This is a genomic window from Prescottella soli, assembly GCF_040024445.1.
Lineage (GTDB): Bacteria > Actinomycetota > Actinomycetes > Mycobacteriales > Mycobacteriaceae > Prescottella > Prescottella soli.
In genome coordinates this window covers 4734697-4758903 of sequence record NZ_CP157276.1, presented here as the reverse complement: position 1 = coordinate 4758903, position 24207 = coordinate 4734697, and the positions used below count along the sequence as shown (strand labels likewise).

26 protein-coding genes and 1 tRNA gene are annotated in these 24207 nt (G+C 68.1%); 11 read left to right on the top strand and 16 right to left on the bottom strand.

What is annotated here, in order from left to right; genetic code table 11:
• Positions 1-101: 101 nt before the first annotated feature.
• The 5 genes from ftsX to prfB form a co-directional block, all read right to left on the bottom strand.
• Entirely contained in the window at positions 102-1007 is a 906-nt protein-coding gene (gene ftsX, locus ABI214_RS22095) for a permease-like cell division protein FtsX (protein WP_348604598.1), read from the bottom strand.
• Between the two features lie 75 nt (positions 1008-1082).
• Entirely contained in the window at positions 1083-1772 is a 690-nt protein-coding gene (ftsE, locus tag ABI214_RS22090; protein ID WP_348604597.1) for a cell division ATP-binding protein FtsE, read from the bottom strand.
• A 64-nt stretch (positions 1773-1836) separates the two neighbouring features.
• On the bottom strand, positions 1837-2331 hold the full coding sequence (locus ABI214_RS22085; RefSeq protein WP_348604596.1) for a hypothetical protein: 495 nt from the start codon (positions 2329-2331) through the stop codon (positions 1837-1839).
• Positions 2328-3230: a mechanosensitive ion channel family protein gene (locus ABI214_RS22080; RefSeq protein WP_348604595.1), complete on the bottom strand. Its 903-nt coding sequence runs from the start codon at positions 3228-3230 to the stop codon at positions 2328-2330. Before ABI214_RS22080 ends, ABI214_RS22085 begins: the two co-directional genes overlap by 4 nt.
• A gap of 5 nt (positions 3231-3235) precedes the next feature.
• Positions 3236-4348 carry a peptide chain release factor 2 gene (prfB, locus tag ABI214_RS22075; RefSeq protein WP_348604594.1) on the bottom strand — a complete coding sequence of 371 codons (1113 nt, stop codon included), beginning with the start codon at positions 4346-4348 and terminating at the stop codon, positions 3236-3238.
• Between the two features lie 302 nt (positions 4349-4650).
• Between prfB and ABI214_RS22070 the strand changes: the two genes are divergently transcribed.
• On the top strand, positions 4651-5700 hold the full coding sequence (locus ABI214_RS22070; protein ID WP_348604593.1) for an ABC transporter substrate-binding protein: 1050 nt from the start codon (positions 4651-4653) through the stop codon (positions 5698-5700).
• On the opposite strand, the gene ABI214_RS22065 is transcribed toward ABI214_RS22070, so the two are convergent.
• Entirely contained in the window at positions 5690-6025 is a 336-nt protein-coding gene (locus ABI214_RS22065; RefSeq protein ID WP_348612088.1) for a hypothetical protein, read from the bottom strand. The two genes, ABI214_RS22070 and ABI214_RS22065, sit on opposite strands and share 11 nt — an antisense overlap.
• Here ABI214_RS22065 and ABI214_RS22060 point away from each other — a divergent pair.
• The 4 genes from ABI214_RS22060 (at position 5949) to ABI214_RS22045 (ending at position 9429) form a co-directional block, all read left to right on the top strand.
• A complete protein-coding gene (locus ABI214_RS22060; protein WP_348611908.1) occupies positions 5949-6524 on the top strand; it encodes an ABC transporter permease in 576 nt (191 codons plus the stop codon). The two genes, ABI214_RS22065 and ABI214_RS22060, sit on opposite strands and share 77 nt — an antisense overlap.
• Positions 6524-7324 carry an ABC transporter permease gene (locus ABI214_RS22055; protein ID WP_348604592.1) on the top strand — a complete coding sequence of 267 codons (801 nt, stop codon included), beginning with the start codon at positions 6524-6526 and terminating at the stop codon, positions 7322-7324. Before ABI214_RS22060 ends, ABI214_RS22055 begins: the two co-directional genes overlap by 1 nt.
• The gene (locus ABI214_RS22050; protein WP_348604591.1) at positions 7324-8364 is read left to right on the top strand and encodes an ABC transporter ATP-binding protein; all 1041 of its coding nucleotides are present in this window, start codon (positions 7324-7326) and stop codon (positions 8362-8364) included. Before ABI214_RS22055 ends, ABI214_RS22050 begins: the two co-directional genes overlap by 1 nt.
• A gap of 69 nt (positions 8365-8433) precedes the next feature.
• Positions 8434-9429 (top strand): Lrp/AsnC family transcriptional regulator, encoded by a 996-nt coding sequence (locus ABI214_RS22045; RefSeq protein WP_348604590.1) that lies wholly within the window; start codon positions 8434-8436, stop codon positions 9427-9429.
• 180 nt (positions 9430-9609) lie between these two features.
• On the opposite strand, the gene ABI214_RS22040 is transcribed toward ABI214_RS22045, so the two are convergent.
• Genes ABI214_RS22040 through ABI214_RS22030 form a run of 3 tightly spaced genes read right to left on the bottom strand, consistent with a single transcriptional unit; the run spans position 9610 to position 12356 of the window.
• Positions 9610-10083, bottom strand: a complete 474-nt coding sequence (locus ABI214_RS22040) for a DUF3830 family protein (RefSeq protein ID WP_348604588.1) — start codon at positions 10081-10083, stop codon at positions 9610-9612.
• 43 nt (positions 10084-10126) lie between these two features.
• Positions 10127-10864, bottom strand: coding sequence for a gamma-glutamyl-gamma-aminobutyrate hydrolase family protein (locus ABI214_RS22035; RefSeq protein ID WP_348604587.1), 738 nt, complete (start codon positions 10862-10864; stop codon positions 10127-10129).
• Positions 10857-12356, bottom strand: coding sequence for an aldehyde dehydrogenase family protein (locus tag ABI214_RS22030; RefSeq protein ID WP_348604586.1), 1500 nt, complete (start codon positions 12354-12356; stop codon positions 10857-10859). Before ABI214_RS22030 ends, ABI214_RS22035 begins: the two co-directional genes overlap by 8 nt.
• Positions 12357-12569: 213 nt before the next feature.
• Here ABI214_RS22030 and hisN point away from each other — a divergent pair, with 213 nt between their 5' ends.
• A complete protein-coding gene (gene hisN / locus ABI214_RS22025) occupies positions 12570-13352 on the top strand; it encodes a histidinol-phosphatase (protein ID WP_348604584.1) in 783 nt (260 codons plus the stop codon).
• 70 nt (positions 13353-13422) lie between these two features.
• Here hisN and ABI214_RS22020 read toward each other — a convergent pair whose 3' ends face one another.
• Positions 13423-13791: a DUF1304 domain-containing protein gene (locus ABI214_RS22020; protein WP_348604583.1), complete on the bottom strand. Its 369-nt coding sequence runs from the start codon at positions 13789-13791 to the stop codon at positions 13423-13425.
• Between the two features lie 85 nt (positions 13792-13876).
• Here ABI214_RS22020 and ABI214_RS22015 point away from each other — a divergent pair, with 85 nt between their 5' ends.
• Positions 13877-14203: a hypothetical protein gene (locus ABI214_RS22015; protein ID WP_348611905.1), complete on the top strand. Its 327-nt coding sequence runs from the start codon at positions 13877-13879 to the stop codon at positions 14201-14203.
• On the opposite strand, the gene ABI214_RS22010 is transcribed toward ABI214_RS22015, so the two are convergent.
• The gene (locus ABI214_RS22010; protein WP_348604581.1) at positions 14187-14342 is read right to left on the bottom strand and encodes a hypothetical protein; all 156 of its coding nucleotides are present in this window, start codon (positions 14340-14342) and stop codon (positions 14187-14189) included. The genes ABI214_RS22015 and ABI214_RS22010 overlap by 17 nt on opposite strands.
• Before the next feature lie 188 nt (positions 14343-14530).
• Here ABI214_RS22010 and ABI214_RS22005 point away from each other — a divergent pair, with 188 nt between their 5' ends.
• Positions 14531-15940, top strand: coding sequence for an acyl-CoA dehydrogenase family protein (locus ABI214_RS22005; RefSeq protein ID WP_348604580.1), 1410 nt, complete (start codon positions 14531-14533; stop codon positions 15938-15940).
• A 33-nt stretch (positions 15941-15973) separates the two neighbouring features.
• Positions 15974-17194, top strand: coding sequence for an acyl-CoA dehydrogenase family protein (locus ABI214_RS22000; protein ID WP_348604579.1), 1221 nt, complete (start codon positions 15974-15976; stop codon positions 17192-17194).
• 284 nt (positions 17195-17478) lie between these two features.
• Here the strand turns inward: ABI214_RS22000 and ABI214_RS21995 are convergent, their stop codons facing one another.
• The 4 genes from ABI214_RS21995 to ABI214_RS21980 all read right to left on the bottom strand — a co-directional run bounded on the left by ABI214_RS21995 (position 17479) and on the right by ABI214_RS21980 (position 21162).
• Positions 17479-18387: a TIGR03564 family F420-dependent LLM class oxidoreductase gene (locus ABI214_RS21995; RefSeq protein ID WP_348611902.1), complete on the bottom strand. Its 909-nt coding sequence runs from the start codon at positions 18385-18387 to the stop codon at positions 17479-17481.
• A gap of 121 nt (positions 18388-18508) precedes the next feature.
• Positions 18509-18985, bottom strand: coding sequence for an Rv2732c family membrane protein (locus tag ABI214_RS21990; protein ID WP_348604578.1), 477 nt, complete (start codon positions 18983-18985; stop codon positions 18509-18511).
• On the bottom strand, positions 18982-20469 hold the full coding sequence (locus tag ABI214_RS21985) for a PepSY-associated TM helix domain-containing protein (RefSeq protein ID WP_348604577.1): 1488 nt from the start codon (positions 20467-20469) through the stop codon (positions 18982-18984). The genes ABI214_RS21990 and ABI214_RS21985 overlap by 4 nt, the downstream gene beginning before the upstream one ends.
• Before the next feature lie 156 nt (positions 20470-20625).
• A complete protein-coding gene (locus tag ABI214_RS21980) occupies positions 20626-21162 on the bottom strand; it encodes a hypothetical protein (RefSeq protein WP_348604576.1) in 537 nt (178 codons plus the stop codon).
• A gap of 126 nt (positions 21163-21288) precedes the next feature.
• On the opposite strand from ABI214_RS21980, the gene ABI214_RS21975 reads away from it, so the two are divergent.
• The gene (locus ABI214_RS21975; protein WP_348604575.1) at positions 21289-22932 is read left to right on the top strand and encodes an acyl-CoA synthetase; all 1644 of its coding nucleotides are present in this window, start codon (positions 21289-21291) and stop codon (positions 22930-22932) included.
• A gap of 100 nt (positions 22933-23032) precedes the next feature.
• On the opposite strand, the gene ABI214_RS21970 is transcribed toward ABI214_RS21975, so the two are convergent.
• Positions 23033-23106, bottom strand: a tRNA-Met gene (locus ABI214_RS21970).
• Positions 23107-23572: 466 nt separating this feature from the next.
• Between ABI214_RS21970 and ABI214_RS21965 the strand changes: the two genes are divergently transcribed.
• Positions 23573-24130: a transglycosylase family protein gene (locus tag ABI214_RS21965; RefSeq protein ID WP_348604574.1), complete on the top strand. Its 558-nt coding sequence runs from the start codon at positions 23573-23575 to the stop codon at positions 24128-24130.
• Positions 24131-24207: the final 77 nt, after the last annotated feature.

The following is a 24207-nucleotide window of genomic DNA, read 5'->3' as shown; positions in this document are numbered from 1 at the left end:
CCCTCACTGTCCTCGATCCGCCTTCAGTTCCACTGTGACCTGGGTTGGTACGACTACCAGCATAGGGGCCGCAGCAACCCGATTTTCCCGCAGCGTCGCTGTCAGTCCCGCACGTACAGGCGCAGCGCGATATACGCGGTGACCGCGGCCATGCCGGCGCCGACGATCGCGATGAACGGCGAGACCAGCAGCACGTCGCTGTTGGAGACACGGGCCACGATGTTCGCGTCGTAGATGTCGGCGAGGACGTCGTCGATGAACAGGTTCTTCGCGGTGAACAGGCCCACGATGGCGAGCGCCGCTCCGATCAACGACGCGACGACGGCCTCGAGCAGGAACGGCAGCTGCGTGTACCAGCGGGTGGCACCGACCAGCCGCATGATGCCGACCTCGGTCCGGCGGGTGAGCGCGGCCACCTGCACCATGTTGGCGATCAGGAAGATCGCGGCGATCGCCTGCACGATCGCGATCGCGAACGCCGCGTTGCGGATCCCGCCGAGAACGCTGAACAGACGATCGACCAGCTCGCGCTGGTTGAGGATGCTGTCGATGCCCGGCCGGTCGCCGAACTCGGCGTTGATGACACCGAACCGCTCGGGATCGCTGAGCTTGATCTTGAACGAGGCCGGGAAGCTCTCCGGGCTCACCAGCGACGCCAGCTCGGGCTGGTCCTTGAACACGCGGTCGGTGGCGTCGGCGACGGCGTCGTCGCGGTTGAGGTACTGCACCGAGACCACCGAGTCGGTGTTCTCCAGGTCGTTGCGCAGGCCGCGGCAGATGTCCTGCACGCAGTTCGGGTCGGACGCGGAGATGTCCTCGGTGAGGAACAGCTGCACCTCGACCCGGTCCAGGAAGATCTGCTGCGTCTTGTCGGCCATCTGCACGACCAGCAGGCCGCCGCCGAACAGTCCCAGCGAGATCGCGGTCGTGAGGATCATCGCGATGGTCATCGTGATGTTGCGGCGCAGGCCGGTCAGGACCTCGCTGAAGATGAAGCTGGCACGCATCGGAGAATCGCAGTCCTTGTGTCGTCTGTTCGATGGCGGGTGTCTGGCGCGGTGTGGGCTGACGGGTGCCGGGGCCTAGCGGCCGACGGCGTACACGCCTCGCGCTTCGTCGCGCACCACCCGACCGAGGTCGAGTTCGACGACGCGCCGGCGCATCGAGTCGACGATGTGATGATCGTGCGTCGCCATGAGCACGGTGGTGCCGGTGCGGTTGATCCGCTCGAGCAGCAACATGATGTCGGCGCTGGTGTCGGGGTCGAGGTTGCCGGTGGGCTCGTCGGCGAGCAGGACCAGCGGACGGTTCACGAACGCACGGGCAATCGCCACACGCTGCTGCTCGCCGCCCGAAAGCTCGTTGGGCAGACGGTCGGCCTTGCCGGAGAGACCGACGAGTTCGAGCACCTCCGGAACCGTGCGCTCGATCACCGAACGGGACTTGCCGATCACCTCGAGCGCGAACGCGATGTTCTGCGACACCGTCTTGTTCGGCAGCAGCCGGAAGTCCTGGAACACGTAGCCGACGCTCTGCCGCAGCTTCGGCACGCGCCGTCCGGACAGCTTGTTGACGTGGAAGTCCGCGACGTAGATGTCCCCGGAGGTGGGCGTCTCCTCCTTGAGCAGGAGCTGCATGAATGTGCTCTTGCCCGAGCCCGACGGCCCGATCAGGAACACGAACTCGCCCTTGTCGATCTCGACGTTCACCTTGTCCAGGGCCGGCCGTGTGGAGGCCTTGTAGAACTTCGAGACATCCTTGACGCTGATCACGAGAAGTCAGTCTAGCCGTTATCTAACGGTGATCTAGGGCAACGACGCGCCCCGCCGGGTTACGTCAGCCCGCCGGGCTCGGAATGGTGCTGGCCTCCGCACCGGCGGTGGTCTTCTGCGGTTCCTGCGTCTGCTTCGGGGACTCCGTCGTGGTCGTCGACTGACCCGACGACTCCTGCTGGGTCGTGGTGCTGTGTGCGGCGCCCGACGTGGTCGTCGACGCACCCGGCTGGCGGTCCGAACGAGTCGTCTCCGACTGCGACGCCGAGGTGGACGACGTGGAGGTCTCGGACGACAGCGGCGTCGTCGTTGTGGTGGAGGAAGAGGTCGACGCCTGCGGACTCCTGGCGGGTGCCGGGTCGTAGGGCTGACTCTGCTCGACCCCGGTCCGCTGCGAGTTGCCCTTCGAGGTGTTCGCCTGATCGACCAGATAAGAGTTGAGGGTCGCCAGTGCCAGCCACAGCACACACATGACGACCGTCGTCGTCCGCATCCTGCCGCCGAACAGCTTGCGCGGAATCCGCTTCCACAGCAGCGACATCTTCTCCTGCGGGCTCATTCGGCGCCTTCTTCCACCGCGTCATTCTCGAGTTCCGCCGACACCGTGATGCCCGCGCGACGCAGGGCCGTCACGACGCGGACCCGCAGCGCGCGGCCCACCTGGAACTGCTTGCCCGGCAACGTCCGTGCGACCAAGCGGACGCTCACCTGGTCCATCTCGAGGCTCTCGACGCCCATCACGGTCGGGGTGTCGAGCAGGAGCGGACGCAGCGTCTTGTCCTCGTAGGCGTCGACACCGACCCGGTGCAGGATGTCGTTGACGTGGTTGATGTCCGCACTCGCCGGGATCGGCACGTCCACGACGGCCCGCGCCCAGTCCTTCGACAGGTTGACGGCCTTGACGATCTGGCCGTTCGGGACCGTGATGACCTCGCCGTCCGCGTTCCGCATCCGGGTCACACGCAGCGTGACGTCCTCGATGACGCCTTCGGCGTCCTTGGACGAGCCGGTCACCGCGATCTGGACGGTGTCACCGAACCCGTACTGCCGTTCGGTGATGATGAAGAACCCCGCGAGGATGTCCTGCACGACGCGCTGCGCACCGAAACCGAGCGCCGCACCGAGTACGGTCGCCGGGGCGACGAGACTGCCGATCGGCATGTCCAACTGTGCGAGCACCTGCACACTGGCGATCACGTAGATCATCGTGATGACCACCCACGTGACGACCTGCGCAACCGAGTGCCGGTGCTTGGTCGCCTCGGAGCGGACGAGTGCGTCGCCCTGCTGGTAGGTGTCGTCGATGCGCTGGGTGATGCGGCCGCCTCCCCAGCTGACGAAGCGGGCGAGGATCAGCGCACCGAGGACCGTCAGCGCGATCGGGAGTCCGGTGGTCTCCAGCCAGTTCTGCAGTCGGTCGAGCGGGGCGAGGGACAGGGCGAGATCGGTGGTCTGCATACGGCCTAGGCTTGGGCTTCCTGCGCTTCGCTCATCCGCCAGCGGATGCCGGCCTCGATGAATCCGTCGAGCTCACCGTCGAGCACCGCCGACGGGTTGTTGACCTCGTAGTCGGTGCGCAGGTCCTTGACCATCTGGTAGGGGTGCAGCACGTACGAGCGCATCTGGTTGCCCCACGAGCTGCCGCCGTCGCCCTTGAGCGCGTCCATCTCGGCGCGCTCCTCCTGACGCTTGCGTTCGAGCAGCTTGGCCTGCAGGACGCGCATCGCGGACACCTTGTTCTGCAGCTGCGACTTCTCGTTCTGGCAGGTGACGACGATGCCGGTGGGGATGTGCGTCAGGCGCACCGCCGAGTCCGTCGTGTTCACGGACTGTCCGCCCGGGCCGGACGAGCGGTAGACGTCGACGCGGACGTCGTTCTCGTCGATGTCGATGTGGTCGGTGGTCTCGACGACCGGCAGGACCTCGACCTCGGCGAACGAGGTCTGGCGGCGGCCCTGGTTGTCGAACGGGCTGATGCGCACCAGCCGGTGCGTGCCCATCTCGATCGACAGGGTGCCGTAGCTGTAGGGGGCCTTGACCGCGAAGGTGGCGCTCTTGATGCCGGCCTCTTCCGCGTACGAGGTGTCGTAGACCTCGACGCCGTAGCCGCGCTTCTCGGCCCAGCGGATGTACATGCGCATGAGCATCTCGGCCCAGTCCGCGGCGTCGACGCCACCGGCGCCGGCACGGATGTTGACGAGCGCGTCGCGCGCGTCGTACTCGCCCGAGAGCATCGTCTTGACTTCCATCGCCTCGATGTCGGTGCGCAGGGCCGCCCGCTCGGTGTGGACGTCGGCGACCGCGTCCGGGCCCTCCTCCTCGGCGAGCTCGTACAGAACCGTCATGTCGTCGAGCCGCGAGCGCAGCTCTTCGACACGGCGCAGTTCAGCCTGCGCGTGGGACAGCTGGCTCGTCACCTTCTGCGCGTGCTCCTGGTCGTTCCACAGATCGGGATCGGACGCCTGGTGCTCGAGTTCATCGATGCGGCGTCGCAGCTCCTCGATATCGAGGACCTTCTCGACCGTGGTCAGAGTGGTGTCGAGCTCGGCGAGGTCAGCGGAAACATCAGGATGCACAGTTCTCCAGGCTACCGGGTCGGTCGAGATGCCCTCGCTGCGACCAGGATCACACCGGAACCCCCACCGACACAGTCCCGAAAGCGCCGAAGAGCCGGGACTGTCCGCGCTCACGCCAGGCCCGCTTGAAGGCGAATGTAGATGACAATCAGCAATACGATTGTCTGGATTCTCCACTCTATTGCGGCAATCTGGCGAATATGCAACACTCACACCGCATCGTGGCGCGGGTCACATGCCCGCAGAGCCGCACGTCGGCCGCGCCGATTCGTCCGGCGCCCAACCCACATCCAGGAAGTCAGATGAAACGTCGCCTTGCACTCACCGCAATCGCCCTCGCCGTGGGCGCCGCCGCATCCTTGTCCGCATGCTCGCCCGGGACGGCTTCCGGCACCGAGCTCGTCGTCACGACGTTCGGTGGGGAGTGGCAGAAGAACTTCACCGATGCCGTGGTGAAGCCGTTCGAGAAGGAGAACAACGTCACGGTCAAGCAGGTGACGCTGTACAGCTCCGACGCGCTCGCCCAGCTCCAGGCCCAGAAGTCCAGCCCCCAGATGGACGTCGTCTTCTTCTCCGGTGGCCAGGAGACGGTGGCCGCGAAGGACGGGCTCCTCGCTCCGATCGACCCGGCCGCGCTCACCAACGCCCCCGACCTGATCAGCCAGGCGACCGCCGGGCTGGCCGGCGGTCGCGGGCCCGTCGTCCAGATCACGCCGATGGGGCTCCTCTACCGCACCGACAAGGTGAGTGAACCCACGTCGTGGAACGACCCGTTCAATCCCGACTACCGCCAGCACGTCGCGTTCACCGATCTGTCGAACAGCTACGGCACCCTCGGCATGCTGATGATCAACCAGGCCCGCGGCGGGACGATCGACAACGTCACCCCCGGAATCGACGCGATCGGCCAGTCGACCCGCGCCGGTGACGCCATCATCACCAAGACGTCCTCCGACCTGCAGCAGGCGTTCGCGGCACGCGACATCTGGATGGCCCCCTACTCGCAGGACTATGCGGAGACACTGCGCAAGGCGGGGCAGCCCGTCGGCTTCGCGATCCCCAAGGAGGGGACGACCGGATCGTTCATCACGGCCAATCTCGTTGCCGGACGGTCCAACACCGAGCTCGCGACGAAGTTCATCGACTACGCACTCAGCGCCGGAGCCCAGGAGAAGTTCGTCACCGGAATGGCGTACTCGCCCGTGAACACGAAGGCGGTCGTTCCCGCCGACATGCAGTCCAAGATCCTCGCCGGCCCGACGCTGGAGAAGCTGGTCCGCTTCGATCCGGAGCAGATCACGGGTAACGCCGCGGCGTGGCAGAAGCAGTGGCAGGAACAGATCACGCGATGAAGAGGCGCTCCGTAGAACCCTGGCTGCTGGTACTGCCGCTGATTGCACTGCTTCTGATCGCATTCGTGATCCCGGTTGCCAGAACACTTCTGGCGAGCTTCACCACGGACTCCTCGGGGTTCACGCTCGACAACTTCGCCAGGTTCTTCGGATCGTCGGTCTCTCTCGGCGCGTCGGAGCGGTCGCTGCGGATGGCGTTCATCCAGACGATCGCTTCGATCGTGATCGCCGTTCCGCTCGCGTACATCATGGCCGGGCTGTCCGCGAAGGCTCGTGCGTTCATGATGATCGCGACGATCCTCCCGCTGATGACCAGCGTCGTCATCCGCACGTTCGGCTGGGTCATCCTCATGGGTCCGTCCGGCCCGCTCGCCAAGATTCCGGGCTTCCTGGATCTGAGCCAGGCACGTCAGGGCCTGCTGGGGACCGAACTCGGCGTCAACATCGCGATGGTTCAGGTCCTGGTGCCGTTCGCCGTCCTCTCCGTTCTCGGTGTCATCAACGGGATCGACGGGCGGCTGCGGGAGGCGTCACGGACCATGGGAGCGAGCTTCCTCGGCACCTTCCGGCACGTCGTGCTTCCGCTGGCGCTGCCGGGCATCGTTTCCGGCGCCACGCTGTGTTTCGCGCTGTCGATCAGCTCCTTCATCACCCCGAACCTCATTGGCGGAGCTCAGCTTCCGGTCATCGCCGGGTTCATCTACCACGACGCGACGGTCAGCAACGACATCCCCTTCGCCGCGACGCAGGCGGTGCTGATCCTGGCCGTCGTCGTGATCACGATCGCGGCGACCAATCGAATTGCGAACGCGAGGATGAAATAGTGGTCCGATCGACTCCGCTTCCGCTGAGGATCGCCGGCAAGGTGTTCCTCGTCCTGATCGCGCTGTTCATGCTGGCACCGCTCGCGGTGGTGGTGGGAGCCGCGTTCAACGCCGACCAGTTCCTCGCCTTCCCACCCGAAGGCCTCAGCTTCGAGTGGTTCGCTGATGCGCTGGCCGACACCACCTATACGTATCCGTTCCTGTTCAGCCTTCAGATCGCACTGATCACGGCAGTGGGTTCGGCGGCGATCGGGACGCTGTTCGCCATCGGCATCGCACGGCACAAGGTTCCCGGGTCGGGGGCGCTGCAATCGTTCGCGCTCTCCCCCTTGACCATGCCGAGCATCATCTTCGCGATCGGCATCCTCCAGACGGTGTCCCAACTGCTGGGTGGGTCCTCCCCGTGGATCCTGATGCTCGCGCACATCGTCATCACAGTCCCGTACGTGGTCCGAACCGTTCTCGGCGTGATCGCCCGGTCGGACGTCTTCACCGAAGAGGCCGTCCGGGTGATGGGAGCGAGCTGGTGGCAACGTTATTGGCACGTACTGCTGCCGATGTGTCGCCCCGGAATCATCGCCGGCGGCTTCCTGGCGTTCATCGTCTCCTTCGACGACGCGGTCATCGCCCTGTTCCTGCGCACCCCGCAGCTGCAAACCCTCCCCCTCGCCATCTACGGGCAGCTCGAGTTCAGCGCCTCACCGACGGTCGCGGCCGTCTCGACGCTGTCGATGGCACTCACTGCGATAGCAATCCTGGCGATCGAGAAGATCGTCGGTCTCGGAAAGGTCTTCAGCTAATGGCCGATCTCACCATCGCCGCCGTGCACAAGACATTCGGGGATGTGCAGGTGCTCAAGGGCGTCGACATCCACGCGAAGTCGGGCAGCTTCGTATCGCTGCTCGGGTCCAGCGGTTGCGGCAAGTCGACACTGCTGCGGTGCATCGCCGGCCTCGAAACCGTCGACTCGGGAACGATCTCGGTGGGCGGCGAGGACGTCACGAACCTCGCGCCGGAACATCGCAAGCTGAGCATGATGTTCCAGAGCTACGCGCTCCTTCCGCATATGAGTGTGCTCGAGAACGTCCGCTTCCCCCTGCGGATGCGCGGCAAGACGTACGGAAACCGTGCCGCTCAGCGGGACCTCGCGGTGCGGGCGCTCGAGCAGGTCCAGATGGATCATCTGGCGTCGCGCATGCCGCGGCAACTGTCCGGCGGCCAGCAACAGCGTGTGGCGCTGGCACGCGCGATCGTCGGCGGTCCCCGACTCATCCTGCTCGACGAGCCGCTGTCGAATCTGGATGCCCGCCTTCGGGAGGACATGCAGGTGGAGCTGGTGTCACTGCAACGGAGTCTGGGCGTGACCACCGTCTTCGTCACGCACGACCAGGACGAGGCGCTCAGCATGTCGGACCAGGTCGTGTTGATGCACGGCGGTGTCGTCGAACAGGCCGGCACCCCCGAGGACCTGTACGGGAACCCGGACACGCGTTTCGCGGCGGACTTCCTGGGGGCGGCGAACCTACTCGCCGTCACCGGCGTCTCCGGCAGTCGGGCTTCGGTGGGCGCTGCGACCGTGCCGTCCCCGGAGGACTTCGGTGGCGAAGCGCTGCTCATGATTCGACAGGAAGACATCCGGGTGGACGCACCGGAGGGTTGCGACGCTCGCCTGACCGCGGTGGTCAGGTCGCGGGTGTTCCGGGGCAGCGAGTTGCTGCTCGTCCTGGACGCGGCGGGGCAGGAGCTTCGGGTCGTCGCCCCGACCTCCACGATCGCGTACCCGGACAGCGAGGTGACGTTGTCGTGGCGCAGCGCGCACAGCCGGATCCTCCCGAAGTAGCGACGACCATGCAGTTACAATCTGTAATTCTCTTCCCGCACACACATTCTCACGCGAAGGCTGTAGACGATGAGTCAGAAAGGCAATGACACGGACGACACCGATCGGCTCATCGCGAGCGCACTCCAGGTCAACGGGCGCGCCTCGTGGGAGGCGATCAGCCGTGTCATCGATCTCCCGTCTCGGACGGTGATGCGCCGCGGCCAGCACCTGATCGACACGGGATGCGTGCGCGTGTCCACGTTCGTCGACGCGAACAAGCTGCTCCACGCGCGCGGCGTGCTGATCCGCCTCGGGACCGAGATCGACCAGGTGGCCCAGGTGGCCCGAGGTGTGGCCGCACTTCCGGGCGCTTCGTCCGTGTCGATCCTCGAGGGATCCGGCGACATCGTCGCCCTCGTTCTCGTGGAGAACGCCGAGGCGCACCAGATGCTGTTGCTGCAGACACTTCCGGCGATTCCCGGCGTGCGGTCGTTCGAGGTGAGTACCGTCCTGCGGTCGTACCGCATGGGTCTCGACTGGCACGCGGGGGTGCTCCCCGCCGAACAGGTCGACGCCCTCCGCGCATCCGCGCCGTGGCACGCGCCGTCGACCAGTTCCACGCCGGTGGTTCTCGATTCCGTGGACCAGAACCTGATCGACCAGCTGAGCCACGACGGGCGAGCAACCATATCGGTGCTCGCCCAGGAGGCCGGCATCAACGCGCAGACCGTGCGCCGCCGGCTCGACACACTGTTCGGTGTCGGCGTGCTCCGGGTCCGGACCGAGGTGGCGCCGGTGTTCTTCGGCTACAAGGTCGAGGCCATGCTGTGGCTGCACATCCGGAACGGCGATATCGAGAGCATCGGAAACTCCCTGGCGACAGACCCGTCCGTCCGCTACTGCGCGGCACTCACCGGGCACGCCGGCCTGCTGGTCGACGGCCTGTTCCTGGACGAGGAAGCGCTGTTCGACTTCCAGAACGGCGTCATCGGCTCCCTGCCGACCGTGGAGATCGCAGAATCGCGGGTCGTCCTCAAGGCGGTTCGACGCGGCCCGTTGTACGTCGACGACGTCGTGGCCTGACCGCCCACCGCTCACCAGGCACCTCGGCGCCGCACCACACGACATGTGGTGCGGCGCTTCTGCATGCGCTACCCCCCCCGACGTCGGCGCGGGGCGCCGGCGAGGTCCACGCACACGAATGGGGACCCTGCCCGCCGGCAACGTCGGCGGGCAGGGTCCCCATTTCGTGGTGCGACTGCGCTACACGACGCGGCCGATGGTGAGCTTCTTGATGCCGGTGATGCGGATGTCGGCGGAGGCCTTGGCGAAGTCGGCGAGCCCCTCGGTGACGGTGGCGAACACGTTGACCGGGGTCCAGCCCAGCGGGCCGAACGTGCGCACGCCGGGGGCGTAACACACGCCGACCTCGTACCACTCGAACGGCAGGCCGCCCATCTGCATCGGACGCTGGTAGTACCAGAGCACGTCACCGACGCCGGGGATGACCTGCTGGTTCTCGAACGGGACGGCCTCGGGATCGAAGTTCTGCGCCTCCTCGGGGAGACCGGTCATCACCTCCGGCCCGGCGTACATCGCGTGCATCGCGTCGACGGTCACCGGCTTCGCCAGTGCGTTCCACAACGCCTCGCACGTCTTCGGTGCCAGATCGAGGTGCATGGTCGCCACGGCGATGGGGCCGTTCTCGTACTCGAAGAAGAGCTTCTGGTCGGTCACTGGGTTTCTCTCTCTCTTGACTGCACTGTTCGGTCGTGCATGATCAGGGGGTTTGTCGGTATCTCTCGACGGCGCCCAGGAACGGGGCGACGAATCGTTCCTGCTCGGCGAGTTCGTCGGCGCCGCACATCTTCTCGGGATGCCACTGCACACCCGCGGCGTACCAGTCGGTGGTCGACTCGATCGCTTCGATCGTCCCGTCGGCCGCGCTCGCCGTCACCGAGAACCCTTCGGGACAGTGCGAGATCGCCTGCTGGTGAATCGAATTGACGATGATCCTCGACGCCACCCGGGTGCCTGCGGGGGACGCCGCGAGTTCGATCTCGTGCCGGTAGCCGAGTTGCGCATCGGGTTCGAGTCCGTACGTATGCAGTTCCCGGGTCGCCGGTAGGTCCACCACCCGGCTGCCGTGGAGGGCCGCGAGCAGTTGCATGCCCCGGCAGATGCCGAAGACGGGCAGTCCCATCTCCCGTGCGGCCACGACGAGCGCCCGCTCGGTGACGTCGCGGGTGGTGGCGTCGGGCGGGGCGTCCGTGTTCTCGCCGCGGGCGATCCACTCACCCACGTCTTCTCCGCCGGACAGGACCAACCCGCTGACATGCGAGAGCAGTGCCGTCGCCTCGTCGCCGGTGCATTCCGGGACGAGGATCACGGAGAGACCGCGGGCGGAGAAGAATCGGACGTACTCGGTGCCCACGGTGAACAGGTCCGTGCGCTCGCCGAGGTAGGTGGGCAGATCACGCCGCCACGTGGTGAGGGCGATCAGCGGACGGTCAGGCATCGAGCTTCATCCAGACCGCGGTGGTGTCGGTGTACTTGTGCAGTGCGTCGGCGCCCTTGTCGCGTCCGAAGCCGCTCTCCTTCACGCCACCGAACGGCAGACGCATGTCGCCCTCCTCGTAGCAGTTCACCCAGATGACCCCGGCCTTCACGGCCCGCGTCACCCGGTGGATCGCGGAGACGTCGCGCCCCCAGACCGACGCGGCGAGCCCGTAGCGGGTGTCGTTGGCGACGCGGATCGCCTCCGCCTCGCTGCCGACCCGGATGATCGACAGGACCGGCCCGAATACCTCCTCCCGTGCGATCCGAGAGCCCGGGTCGACGTGATCGAGAACGACGGGAGCGAAGTACGAGCCGCCCTCGAGACCGTCGACGACGGTGCGCCGCGGACTGCCGGCGACGAGCGCGGCTCCCTGTTCGAGCGCGTCCGCAACCTTCGCCTCGATCCCGGTGACGGCGGCCGCGCTGACGACGGCACCGAACGCGGTGCCCGCGTCGAGCGGATCCGCGGGCTGCAGTGCCGCCGCGACCTCGCAGGCCGCGGCCACCGCCTCGTCGGCGTTCTCCTCGAACACGATCAGCCGGGACGACGCACTGCACATCTGCCCCTGGTTGAAGAAGGCGTTCTCTGCGGCGCTGGCTGCCGCGGCCTGGATGTCGGCGTCGGGCAGGGCGATCGTCGCGGACTTCCCGCCGAGCTCCGGCCACACCCGCTTGCCGTTCGATTCCGCGCTGTACTTCAGGAAGGCGCGGCCGGTGACGGGCGAGCCGGTGAACGTCAGGACATCGACGTCGGGGTGTCGGCCCAGCGCCTGCCCGGCGACCCTGCCCAGGCCGTTCACGACGTTCAGCACTCCGGCCGGCAGGCCCGCCTCGCCCGCCAGCTCCGCCAGACGGAGCGCCGAGAAGGGGGTCTGCTCGGACGGTTTCACCACCACCGAGTTGCCGGCGAGAAGCGCGGGAGCAAGCTTCCAGGCCGTCATGGTGAGGGGGAAGTTCCACGGCACCACGGCCGCCACCACACCCGCCGGGGCCTCGACCGAGTACGCCAGTACCGACTGCTCGTGCGCAATCAGCTTGTCGGACACCTTGTCCGCGAGCTCGCCGTACCACCTGATGCACTTCTCGACCGCCGCGAGCTCGACGCCCAGCGCCTGGGACACCGGCTTGCCCATCTCGAGCGAAATCATGGTGGCCAGCTCCTGGGCGTTCTCACCGATGAGCAGCGCCCACTTCTTCAGGACATCGCCGCGATCGCGCGCCGGTGCGGTGGCCCAGCCCGACATGCGGAAGGCCGTTCGGGCGACGTGGACCGCAAGATCCACCTGAGTCTCGTCAGCCGCATGCAGGACCCCGATCGGGCGGCCGTCCCGAGGCGAGATGACCGGGATGTGTTCGACGCCGTCGAACGACACGAGCTGCCCGCCGACGTAGGCCCCCTCGAGCCGCTCGATGTCCTGAATCACGCCCCGTGCGGTGGAGCTGAGCGACATGTGACCGTCCCTTCGACGCGGATTGTGGCTTCCGCCACGATTCGCGAACAAGAGTGACATATCCGCCAATATTCGGCAATCAACGGTTCGCATTCGTCATACATGGCTGATTCCGCATCCAGATCCGCCTACGCGGGCTTCCCGCCCCACCGCCGACGCGGGGGTGGGCTCACGGTCGGCGACGGCACGCAGGCGCCGGTAGGCTGTGCGGTCGTGACCTCACGCACCGCCGATCTGACCCTCGCCCGCCGCATCGCCGACGAGGCCGACGCCATCACCCGCGCCCGGTTCGGAGCGCTGGACCTGAAGGTCGACTCCAAGCCCGACCTCACCCCCGTGTCGGACGCGGATCTCGCGGTGGAGCGGGCTGTGCGCGCGACGCTGGCCGCGGAGCGTCCCGCGGATGCCGTCCTAGGCGAGGAGTTCGGCGGCGACGCGAAGTTCGAGGGCCGCCAGTGGGTGATCGACCCGATCGACGGCACCAAGAACTTCGTCCGCGGCGTCCCGGTGTGGGCCAGCCTGATCGCGCTGCTCGAGGACGGCGTGCCGGTCGTGGGCGTGGTGAGTGCTCCGGCGCTCAACCGGCGCTGGTGGGCGGCCGCGGGTGAGGGCGCGTGGGCGTCGTACGACGGCGGTGACCCGCGCCGGCTGTCGGTGTCCGGGGTGGGCGAGCTGGCGTCGTCGAGCCTGGCGTTCTCGTCGCTGTCCGGCTGGAAGGACCGCGGCATCCGGGAGCAGTTCGTCGACCTCACCGACGACGTGTGGCGCATCCGCGGCTACGGCGACTTCTTCTCCTACTGCCTACTCGCCGAGGGCACGCTCGAGATCGCGGCCGAACCCGAGGTGTCGCTGTGGGATCTCGCGCCGCTGGACCTGCTGGTCCGTGAGGCCGGCGGACGCTTCACCAGCCTCGAGGGTGCCGACGGCCCGCACGGCGGCAGTGCCGTCGCGACCAACGGCCTGCTGCACGACGAGGTCCTCGCCCGCCTGCGCTAGTTCCCCACGTTTTGCGCACTTATCGGTGTGTTTCGGGCTCCCGGAACACCGATAAGTGCGCAAAACGGGGTCAGAAGACGGCGGCCGTGACGAGCGCGAGCGCCGGGGCGACACCTTGGATGAGCGCGGCCTGCAGGTAGCGGACCCCGGTCGAGGCGAGGACAACGGCGGCGCCGACGATCGCGGCGCAGCAGAACAGCACCACCGCGTCGCCCCCGGTCCCGCCGGCGATCAGCCCGGCGATGATGCCGAGCGCCAGGAAGAGGTTGTAGAACCCCTGGTTGTAGGCGAGCGGGCGGGTGACGTCGGCGTCCTGCTGGCTGGCCAGGCCGAAGCGCCGCCACACCTGCGGTCGCTGCCACAGCACGCTCTCCATCACGAAGATCACCACGTGCAGGGCGGCCGCCAACGCTGCGAAGACCTGCGCGATCACCGGCATCCGTCCACGGTGTCACACTCGGTACGGCCGACGCGGCACATCCGCGGCCGCCGGACAAGATCAAGTCAGCATGGGAGTGACACGGATGGACGCCGACGAGGTCGACTTCGCCCACACCGATCAGGCGAGCCGCAAGCGTCGGGAGAAGGCGCTGGGGTTGGCGCGGTTCGCGTGGGAGCGCGGCATCACCGGCGCCGAACTGCTCGATCTGCGTGATGATCGGCTCCGCAAGCTGGCCCGCGCAGCGGATGCGAATCCGCCGAGCACCCGCGAGACATGGACGGTCGCGGCGCAACTGATCGACGAGAAGACGCGCTGGGCGCAGAGCCATCCGGACGATCCGCGCGCCCTCCCCCGGCATGCCGACGAGAAGATCATGTGGGTCAAGCCCCCGATCACTCCGTGGAGCTGACCGGGCACGGTCCGATCGGACGGGCCTCGACGATCGCGTGTGCCCGCGACCGGGCGGCGTTGTAGTCGAACCCCACGTCCGCGCCGCCGACGTCGACGACGAGCACTTTTCGCTGGTTACCTCGATCGCGGATGGTCACGAGATCGACTGTATTGCGTGGTTGTGGGGATACCCGGCAGGAGTTGTGAAGGTTGTGTGCAGGTTTCCACCACCGTCCGCACATCCGTAGACTTGCCCGAATCGTGATGGTCGTCACTTTTCGATTCGACTCGACTTCGTTTCTTACTCCGGAGTAAGGTAGGGGCGTCCGAGACCGCACCCCGAGAAATGGTCATCATGAGCAAGCAAGACGTTGTGAAGACGAACGGCGCCAAGCAGCCCCGCGATACCTCGGCGGTCGGCTTGAACCCGGTCAAGCGTGACGCAATGGGCGCCGCGATGCGCGTACTGACCCGGATCACCGGCTCCGACCTGGCCGAGAAGTACAACCTGCGACAGGTCATCGACCGCGTCACCTACGAAGGCACCAAGACCGGCTTCAAGACCCTCGGCGCCGCGACCCGCACGTTCAACCGCGTCTCCGGCGGCGGCGCGCCCAAGCGCCTGCCCGACGGCGCCACCAAGAACGCCGAGTACTTCGACCTGACGCCGAACGACGAGCAGCAGATGATCGTCGAGACGGTCCGGGACTTCTCGGCCGAGATCCTGCGTCCGGCCGCACACGACGCCGACGAGGCCGCCGCCGCGCCCGCCGACCTCCTGAAGCGCTCCGCCGAACTCGGCATCACACTGATCAACATCCCCGAGGAACTCGAGGGTGTGGCGTCCGAGCGCGGCGCCGTCACCAACGCGCTGGTGGCCGAGGCCCTCGCGCACGGCGACATGGGACTTGCACTGCCGATCCTCGCGCCCAGCGGCGTGGCCGTCGCGCTCACCCAGTGGGGTACCGACGCGCAGCAGCAGACCTACCTGCCCGCGTTCGCCGGCGAGAACGTCCCGGCCGCGGCGGTGGTGGTGAGCGAGCCGCGCGCGCTGTTCGACCCGTTCGCGCTGCAGACCAAGGCAGTCCGCTCCCCCAGCGGCTACAAGCTCAACGGTGTCAAGAGCCTCGTCCCGGCGGCCGGGTCGGCGGAACTGTTCGTCGTCGCGGCCGAACTCGACGGCCGTCCGGCGTTCTTCATCGTCGAGTCCAATACCAAGGGCCTTGTCGTGGAGGCGGATCCGAGCATGGGTCTGCGCGCCGCCGGCCTGGGCCGGCTGATCCTCACCGACGTCGCCGTTCCCGAGTCGGCGATCCTCGGCGACGGCGACGCCGACCAGCGTGCCCGCGAGTACGCCGACGCCATCCGGTTGGCCCGGCTGGGGTGGGCGTCGCTCGGTGTGGGCACCTGCCAGGCCGTGCTCGACTACGTGATCCCGTACGTGAACGAGCGGGAGGCGTTCGGCGAGCCGATCAGCCACCGTCAGGCCGTGGCGTTCATGGTGGCGAACATCGCGATCGAACTCGACAGCATGCGCCTGGTCACGCTGCGCGGCGCCTCCCGCGCGGAACAGGGCCTGTCGTTCGCCCGCGAGGCCGCGCTGGCACGGAAGCTCGCCTCGGACAAGGGAATGCAGATCGGCCTGGACGGCGTCCAGCTGCTCGGCGGCCACGGCTACACCAAGGAGCACCCGGTGGAGCGCTGGTACCGCGACCTGCGAGCCGTCGGCGTTGCCGAAGGCATCGTCCTCATCTGACGCCGACCCGATCCGTTTACAGGAGACCTTTCGATGATCAATCTCGAACTGCCCAAGAAGCTGAGGGCCTCTGCGAACCAGGCGCATCAGGTCGCAGCACAGATCTTCCGCCCCATCTCCCGCAAGTACGACCTCGCCGAGCACGAGTACCCCAAGGAACTCGACACCATGGCGGCCATGGTCGAGGGCCTGGGCGACTCGGGGCAGGGCGCGTCCGGCGCCGCCCTGGGCCGGACCGGCGAGCAGAACGGCGACGCCCCGAAGGTCATGGGCAACGCCAACGGCGGCAACATGGCGTCGCTGATGAACGTGATCGAGACCTGTTGGGGTGATGTGGGTCTGACGCTGTCGATCCCCTACCAGGGTCTCGGCAACTCGGCGATCGCCGCGGTCGCCACCGACGAACAGCTCGAGCGCTTCGGCAAGGTGTGGGCCTCGATGGCCATCACCGAACCCAGCTTCGGTTCCGACTCCGCGGCCGTGACCGCCACCGCCGTGCTCGACGGCGACGAATGGGTCCTCAACGGCGAGAAGATCTTCGTCACCGCGGGCGAACGCTCCACGCACGTCGTGGTGTGGGCGTCGGTCGACAAGAGCAAGGGCCGCGCGGCGATCAAGTCGTTCGTCGTGCCGCGCGAGGCCCCCGGCCTGAGCGTGGCCCGCCTCGAGCACAAGCTCGGCATCAAGGCGTCCGACACGGCAGTGCTGCTGCTGCAGGACTGCCGCATCCCGAAGGACAACCTGCTCGGCAGCCCGGAAGTGAACGTGGAGAAGGGTTTCGCGGGCGTCATGCAGACGTTCGACAACACCCGCCCCATCGTCGCCGGTATGGCGGTCGGCCTGGGCCGCGCGGTCCTCGAGGAGCTGCGCAGCATCCTGGAGGAGGCCGGCGTCGAGATCTCGTACGACATCCCCGCCTACAACCAGCACGCCGCCGCGGCCGAGTTCCTCGCGCTCGAGGCCGACTGGGAGGCGTCGTACCTGCTGGCGCTGCGCGCGGCGTGGATGGCCGACAACAAGAAGCCCAACTCGCTCGAGGCATCGATGTCGAAGGCGAAGGCCGGCCGTACGGGAACCGCAGTGTCGCTCAAGGCCGTCGAACTGGCAGGCACGTTGGGCTACTCGCAGCGTCCACTGCTCGAGAAGTGGGCCCGCGACAGCAAGATTCTCGACATCTTCGAGGGAACCCAGCAGATCCAGCAGCTCATCATCGCCCGGCGCCTGCTGGGCAAGTCGTCGGCCGAGCTCAAGTAGCCTGCGCCGGAGTACCTCTCACGACACGATCCGTCCCCGTCGCTCCCCGAGCGGTGGGGACGGACTCGTCAGACCCTGCGACTTGGTTGGGCGAGAACCGCCGCGTAAAAGCAAACCACCTCCCGCGCATGGGTCACGGGAGGAGGTTCACCCCGGAGGGCACAGGAGGCGATATCCCTCACGGGCGTGCACATCCGATCGAGCAACCTGACGATAACCGCCCAGGTCCGGGCGCGTCTCGGTTTCGCCGACAATGCGCGAGCGAACGAGATTCCCCGCCGAAGTCAGCGACGCGCGTATTTCTGCAGACACTCGACCGTCGCGGCCTGCTCCTCATCGGTCCCGAAGACCCAGGCCATGAACTCGGTGGCCCCGGCGTCGCGCAGTGCGTCGAGCCGCTCGAGAACCTCGCCGCGCACTCCGATCAGCGCGACGTCGGCGGAGTCCGCGGCACCCTCCTTGTCGAGCATTGCCCGGTACGACGGCGTATTGGTGTACGCCGCGAACTCCGCACGGCCCCGCTGCCGCGCCGAGTCCGAGTCCGACGTCACGCAGATCGGCAGGCCCACCACGATCCGCGGGGCGGGGCGACCGGCGGCCGCGGCGGCGACGCTGATGGTCGGGACGATGTGCTCGCGGACCGTGCGGGTGCCCGCCATGAGGGTGACGGTGCCGTCGGCGTGCTCGCCCGCCAGACGCAGCATCGCGGGCCCCAGCGCGGCCACGAGCACCGGCGGGGCCGGGGTGTCGAAAGTGTCCAGCGGACGGGGCAACTCGGCCCGCAACCGCACGCCGTCGACCTGCGTCCGCTCCCCGCGCAACGTCGGCACCAGGGCCGCCAGATAGTCCCGCGCCCACTGCACCGGCCGCTCGAAGCTCAGGCCCCACACGTCCTCGACGATGAACCGGTGCGAGACGCCGATCCCGAGCTGCAGGCGTCCGCCGACCGCGGCCTGCGTGGTCAGGGCCGACGACGCCATCAGCAGCGGATGCGTCGGATGGGTCGGCAGCACCGCGGTTCCCAGCCGAACCGACGCCGTCCGCTCCCCCGCCAGCGCCAGCACCGTCAGCGCGTCCCACCCGAAGATCTGCGGCACCCACGCCGCGGCGAAACCGTCGGCCTCCACCTGCGCCACCCGCGCGACCACCTCGTCTAGCCGTGCCGACGGCCACACCATCCGACCGATCTCCATCACCGACCACCCCTTCCGACGACGTCGAAGGCAGTGTCCCAGGTCGAATGTGGTGCGCGGCGGGATTCCGGAACACGAAAGGCCCCGTCGCACCGGCGACGGGGCCCTCCGTGTGAGGACTTCAGCGCTGCATGACGTTGGAGCGGCCGGCGACCACCGGGATCCAGAGCACCGCAAGCAGTGCCATCGCCGCCCACTCGACGAGCAGGCCGTAGCCGATGCTGCCGGTGTGGACGCCGCGGACGCTGTGCTGCGACCAGTACGTGAGCAGGCCGAGGACCGTGCCGACCGTGACGCCGGCCATCGCGATCCACGCGAGCACCCAGCGCCGCGTCCATGCCGCGAGCGCGGACACACCGATCCCGAACACGACCACGAACCACGTGAACAGCCGGGCCAGCGACGCCACCTCGTGGTGCCCACCGGCCAGGACCTGCCACGCGCGCAGGCCGTCGACCTGCGGGGCGGCCAGCGCGATCAGCAGGATCATCACTGTTGCCGCGATGAACGGTCCACGCCCGCGCGGGTCGACCTCACGGGCCACCCGCTCCTCGATCATCGCCAGTTCACGCCGCAGCAGCGATAGATCCTCACTCATCTGCTTGCGCCGGTCGATGCTCGTCTGCGTTGAAACACACCGAAAACCATATCGACGGCAACGAACCCGAGCAGGGTCAGCCCCAGGAGCGGCACGAACCATCCGATCAGTACGGACCCGATCACGATCGCGCCGACCGCCGCCGGATGCAGGCCGCGCAGGGCGCCACGGGCAGGCGGACGGCCCCACCGCTGCGTGCCGCGGGTCGGGCGGCGCCGCCACCACATGGTGTAACCGAGGACGATCACCGCCAGCAGTGCCACGGCGAGCGCCAACAGCGCGATCTGGTTGAGCAGTCCGAAGAGGATGCCCATGTGCAGGCCGATGGCCCAGAACGTGAGCTTCGCCGCGAACGGCCAGTCCGCGAACCGCACGGTGTCGGTGATCTGCCCGGTCGCACCGTCGATCGCCACCGAATCGGTCGAGAACTGGAACGGCTGCCGCGTCTGGGCGACTGTGAACGCCGTGTCGGGCTTCGACGGAATCGACGCCTCCACCACACCGGTCACGCCCGCGTTCGCGGCGACCGCGAGGACGTCGTCGATGCGGGCGACGTTGCTGTCGAGGATGCCCGTCCCGGCCGCCGCGGCGGCGTGCCCGCCACCGTGACCGTCGTGGCCACCCGAAGGCGCGGCAGCCGCACCGTCGAGCGACTTCGACACCGACGGCGTGCCCCAGCCCAGGTCGGCCCGCAGGTCGCCGATGTTCTCGCCCGCATACTTCGACCAGGTCAGGCCCGTCGCCGAGAGGAACACCAGGCCGAGGGCGATCCACAGCCCGATCGCGCCGTGCCAGCCGAGCGCCCCGTTGCGCCCGCGTCCACCACGCTTGACCGTCCACAACCGCGGGGCCGCGGACCCGTTGCGGGCCTTCGCGGTCCGGTAGCGGCGCACCCACAGGTAGACGCCGCCGAGCGCGATCACCCACAGCCACGACGCCGCGAGCTCGCTGTAGATCCGGCCGGGTTCACCCAGGTGCAGGTGTCGGTGCAGCTGCGAGATCCACGTTCGCATGGGCAGCGCGCTGCTGCTGCCGTAGACGACGAGTTCGCCTACGGGCTTCGCGGTCACCGGGTCGACGAACACCGACAGGCGCTCCGACTCGCCGAGCGTCGGGTCGGTGAACAGCACCCGGGTGGTCTGGCCCTGTTCGGTCGACGGTCGCACCGCCGACACCGTCAGGTCCGGGCGCTGGGCCCGCGCGGCGGCGATCTGGTCACTCACCGGCGCGGCCGGTCCCGTCGACTCGACGTGCAGGTAGTCGCGGTAGACGAACTGTTCGAGGGTGGGGGCGATCGCGTAGAGCCCGCCGCTGATCGCCGCGATCACCAGGAACGGCGCGACGAAGACGCCGGCGTAGAAGTGCAGCCGGAGGACCAGCCTGCGGAAGGCGCCCGGCGGCGACGAATCATTCGATTCGGGGCGGGTTTTCGGGTCGTCCGGAAGGTGCGCAGGGGCGGTCCCCACGCCTTCGGAAGCGTGCATGAAACAGCTCTTTCCTGAAGTTTCGAATCGGCGCGCGAGAGAGCGCGCGCCGCGAAGGACACGCCGACGGGCACCCGCACACGGTTGCGCGGGTGTGCCGGTATCGGCGGTGAAGGCAGCAGCAGATGCCGGGCACGCGAGCGCGTGGCCGGGTGTCTACCGGGAAAGAGCCGGAGGTCCGCGAGTTCCGCCCGCGGCCCGGGCGATGCGGGAGATGGTGGGGTCGACACGGCGGACGACCGTGGGCGTCCAGCGTCGGACGTCGGGCACAGGCGGCGTCGACAGCACCGCGACGACGACGCGGACCACCGAGGCGATCACGCCGAGCAGTGCGATCTCGGCGGCCCGGACCAGCACCGCGCCGACCGCGGTGGCCGCCACGTGCGCCGCGATCATCTGCGGGGGCAGGTTCAGGCCGTGCGCGTGATCCGACGCCAGCGTCAACGTGAAGTGCCCGATCCCCTGTCCTGCCGCGAGGACCGCGACGAGGAGGAGCAGCGGATTGCACCGGCTGCGCAGGGACGCGACTGCGGCGCCGACCACCGCGGCGGCCGCGACGAGCAGCACGATCGCCTCCTCGCTCGGTGCGGCGGTTCCGCCGCCGAGGCCGTGCGCGGCGATGCTGATCGCTCCGGACAGCGAGCCGACGAACGTGCCGCGCAGCTGCGCGACGGCGTCGGCTCGGGATTTCACCACGCGAGAGTAGCGCCTACTACGACTCCTAGTACATCTCGCAGCCCGCCGACCAGGAGCAATCGACCCACTGTGATGCACATCACTACTAGGCTGGGGCTGCCGACGTCACCGATGGGAGCCACCATGCAGGACGTTCTGACGAAGATCACCGACACGCTCAGCGCCGTACGAGTGATGCAGCGCTCCGGCTTGATCCCCTTCCCCCGCGTCGACTTGGGTGTCCGAGAACTTCTCGCGGTCGGCAAGTACGGGCCGTTCGCCGGGTCGGTGCACACGCACGCCGCGCGCGACCCCGACCGCGTCGCGCTGATCGACGAACGCGGACTCCTCACGTACGGCAAACTCGAGGGCCAGTCCAATGCGCTGGTCCGCGCGTGGCAGGCGGTGGGGATCGGCATCGACTCCCCCGTCGGCGCCATGTGCCGGAATCACCGCGGTCTGGTGTTGACGATGCTCGCTGCCGGGAAGAGCGGCGCACGCCTGGTGCTCATGAACACCGGCTTCGGCCGACCGCAACTCGCCGACGTGGCGAAGCGAGAAGGGGTGCGCTGGTTCGTGTTCGACAGCGAGTTCGCCGACGTCGCTGACGCGCTGCCCACCGAGGTCACCCCGTTCCTGTCGTGGACGGACGGTCCTGTGCGCACGCCACCGGCCGAGACACCCCCTCGCACACTCGACGAACTCATCGCCGAGCAGTCCACCGATTCCGTGCCCGCCCCGGAGGAACCGGGCACACTCATCCTCCTCACCAGCGGCACCACCGGAACCCCCAAGGGCGCACCGCGCGGGCACACGTCCCCGTTGGTCACCGCACAGTTCCTCGACCGGATCCCGTTGCGCCCCGAGCAGACCATGTTGATGGCCGCGCCCGCGTTCCACGGCACCGGCATCTCCCAACTCGGCCTGGGGATGGCGCTCGAGAACACCGTCGTGATGCAGCGCCGCTTCGATCCGGAGACCACCGTCCGCCTGCTCGCCGAGCACCGCGCCGACACCCTCGTGCTGGTGCCGACGATGCTGCAGCGGATCATCGACCTCGGCCCCGACGTGCTCGGCAAGTACGACACCTCGTCGCTGAAGGTGATCTTCGCGGCCGGCTCGGCCATCCCGCCGGACCTGAGCGTCCGCACCCAACAGGCATTCGGGAAGGTGCTGTACAACTTCTACGGCTCCACCGAGGTCGCTGCCGTCACCGTCGCCACCCCGGACGACCTCGAGCGCGCCCCCGGCACCGCAGGACGCGTCCCGGCGACGTGCCACATCGCCCTGTTCGACGACGCCGGCAACCGCGTCACCGAACCGGACGTCGTCGGACGCATCTTCGCCAAGAGCGGACTGAGCTTCGCGGGCTACACCGACGGCCGCGACAAGGAGCACATCGACGGGATGCTCGCCACCGGCGACGTCGGCCACTTCGACCGCGACGGGCTGCTCTTCGTCGACGGGCGCGACGACGACATGATCGTCTCGGGCGGCGAGAACGTGTACCCGCTCGAGGTGGAGAACCTCATCGCCGAACGCCCCGACGTCCTCGAGGTCGCGGTGATCGGCGTCGCGGACGACGAGTTCGGCCAGCGACTCCGCGCGTTCGTCGTGCCCGCGCCGACGTCCGCCCGGGACGCGGACGAGATACGTGCGCACGTGAAGGCGAACCTGGCCCGCTACAAGGTGCCGCGCGACGTCGTCTTCCTCGACGAGATCCCCCGCAACACGACCGGCAAGGTGCTGCGTCGGGTGCTGATCGAGATGAATGTCGAGTCCGACTGAAGTTCGATCGCACCGGAACCGCACCGAGCTGCCGCTCCCGAACTGACCGCCACATGCACGAAGGCCCGGAAGTCCAGTTGGACTTCCGGGCCTTCTTTAGTAGCGGGGACAGGATTTGAACCTGCGACCTCTGGGTTATGAGCCCAGCGAGCTACCGAGCTGCTCCACCCCGCGATGCATGAACGAAGTTACACGAGCAGGCGAACCGAAGGCAAATCGCCTGCAGCGGGGCCCGTTCGGGGCGCATCGACGCGCCTTCCGCCCACCGACACCCGCCTCCGGCGTGACGCAGTTCACGAAAACCGAGTAATCCATCTCACATAACGAGCATGTAACGCTCCGGATTCGACTCGGCAACGACCCGCTCCCACCTGCGCATTCTCCTCGCCGTAGCGAAATCGAACGGGTCGACCGGTCCGTTTCCGTGGGATGACGCCCGCCGAATCTCTGTCGTACGTTCGTTACCGGCTCGTGATGATCGAGCGCATCGACCGACCGCCCCGCCGCTGCCAGCTCTGCCCCCGCGGGACCGGACACGACAAACCCTTCGAGGGGCAGGGACGCGAAGATCGCACGCCCGGGGACGACGAATCGTCACCCGCAGGCCGCTCGCGTCGGCGCAGGAGAGGATCCGACCCGCATGACCATCAGCATCAGCAAGCGTGCCCTCGGCATGGCCGCAGTGACCGGCGCCCTCGTCGCCGTCCCCTTCGGCCTCGCCACCGGCACCGCCTCCGCCGCGACCCACAACTGGGACGGCGTCGCACAGTGCGAGAGCGGCGGTAACTGGTCCATCAACACCGGCAACGGCTACTACGGCGGCCTGCAGTTCTCGCAGAGCACCTGGACGGCCAACGGCGGCACCGGCTCCCCGCACTCCGCGTCGAAGGAAGAGCAGATCCGCGTCGCCGAGAACACCCTCGCGTCACAGGGTCCGGGCGCGTGGCCCGTGTGCGGCCAGTACCTCACCGAGGCCGCGCCCGCACCGGCGCCGGCACCCGTCGAGCCCACCCCGGCTCCGGCCGTCGTCACCCCGCAGCCCGCCCCCATGCAGGCCACCGCGGCCGAGTACGTCGACCAGGCGGTCAGGGCAGCCGGCGACGTCGCCGCACAGCACGGCTACGGCGACCAGTTCCAGCAGGTGCTCGGCACCCACGGCAACGTGCTCGCCGACATCAAGGCCGGCTTCGCCAACTAGCCCCACAGCTGAAGGGACCCTCCGCGCGCTCGCAGCGCACGGAGGGTCCCTTCAGCTTTCGCCGGTCCGAGGCGACC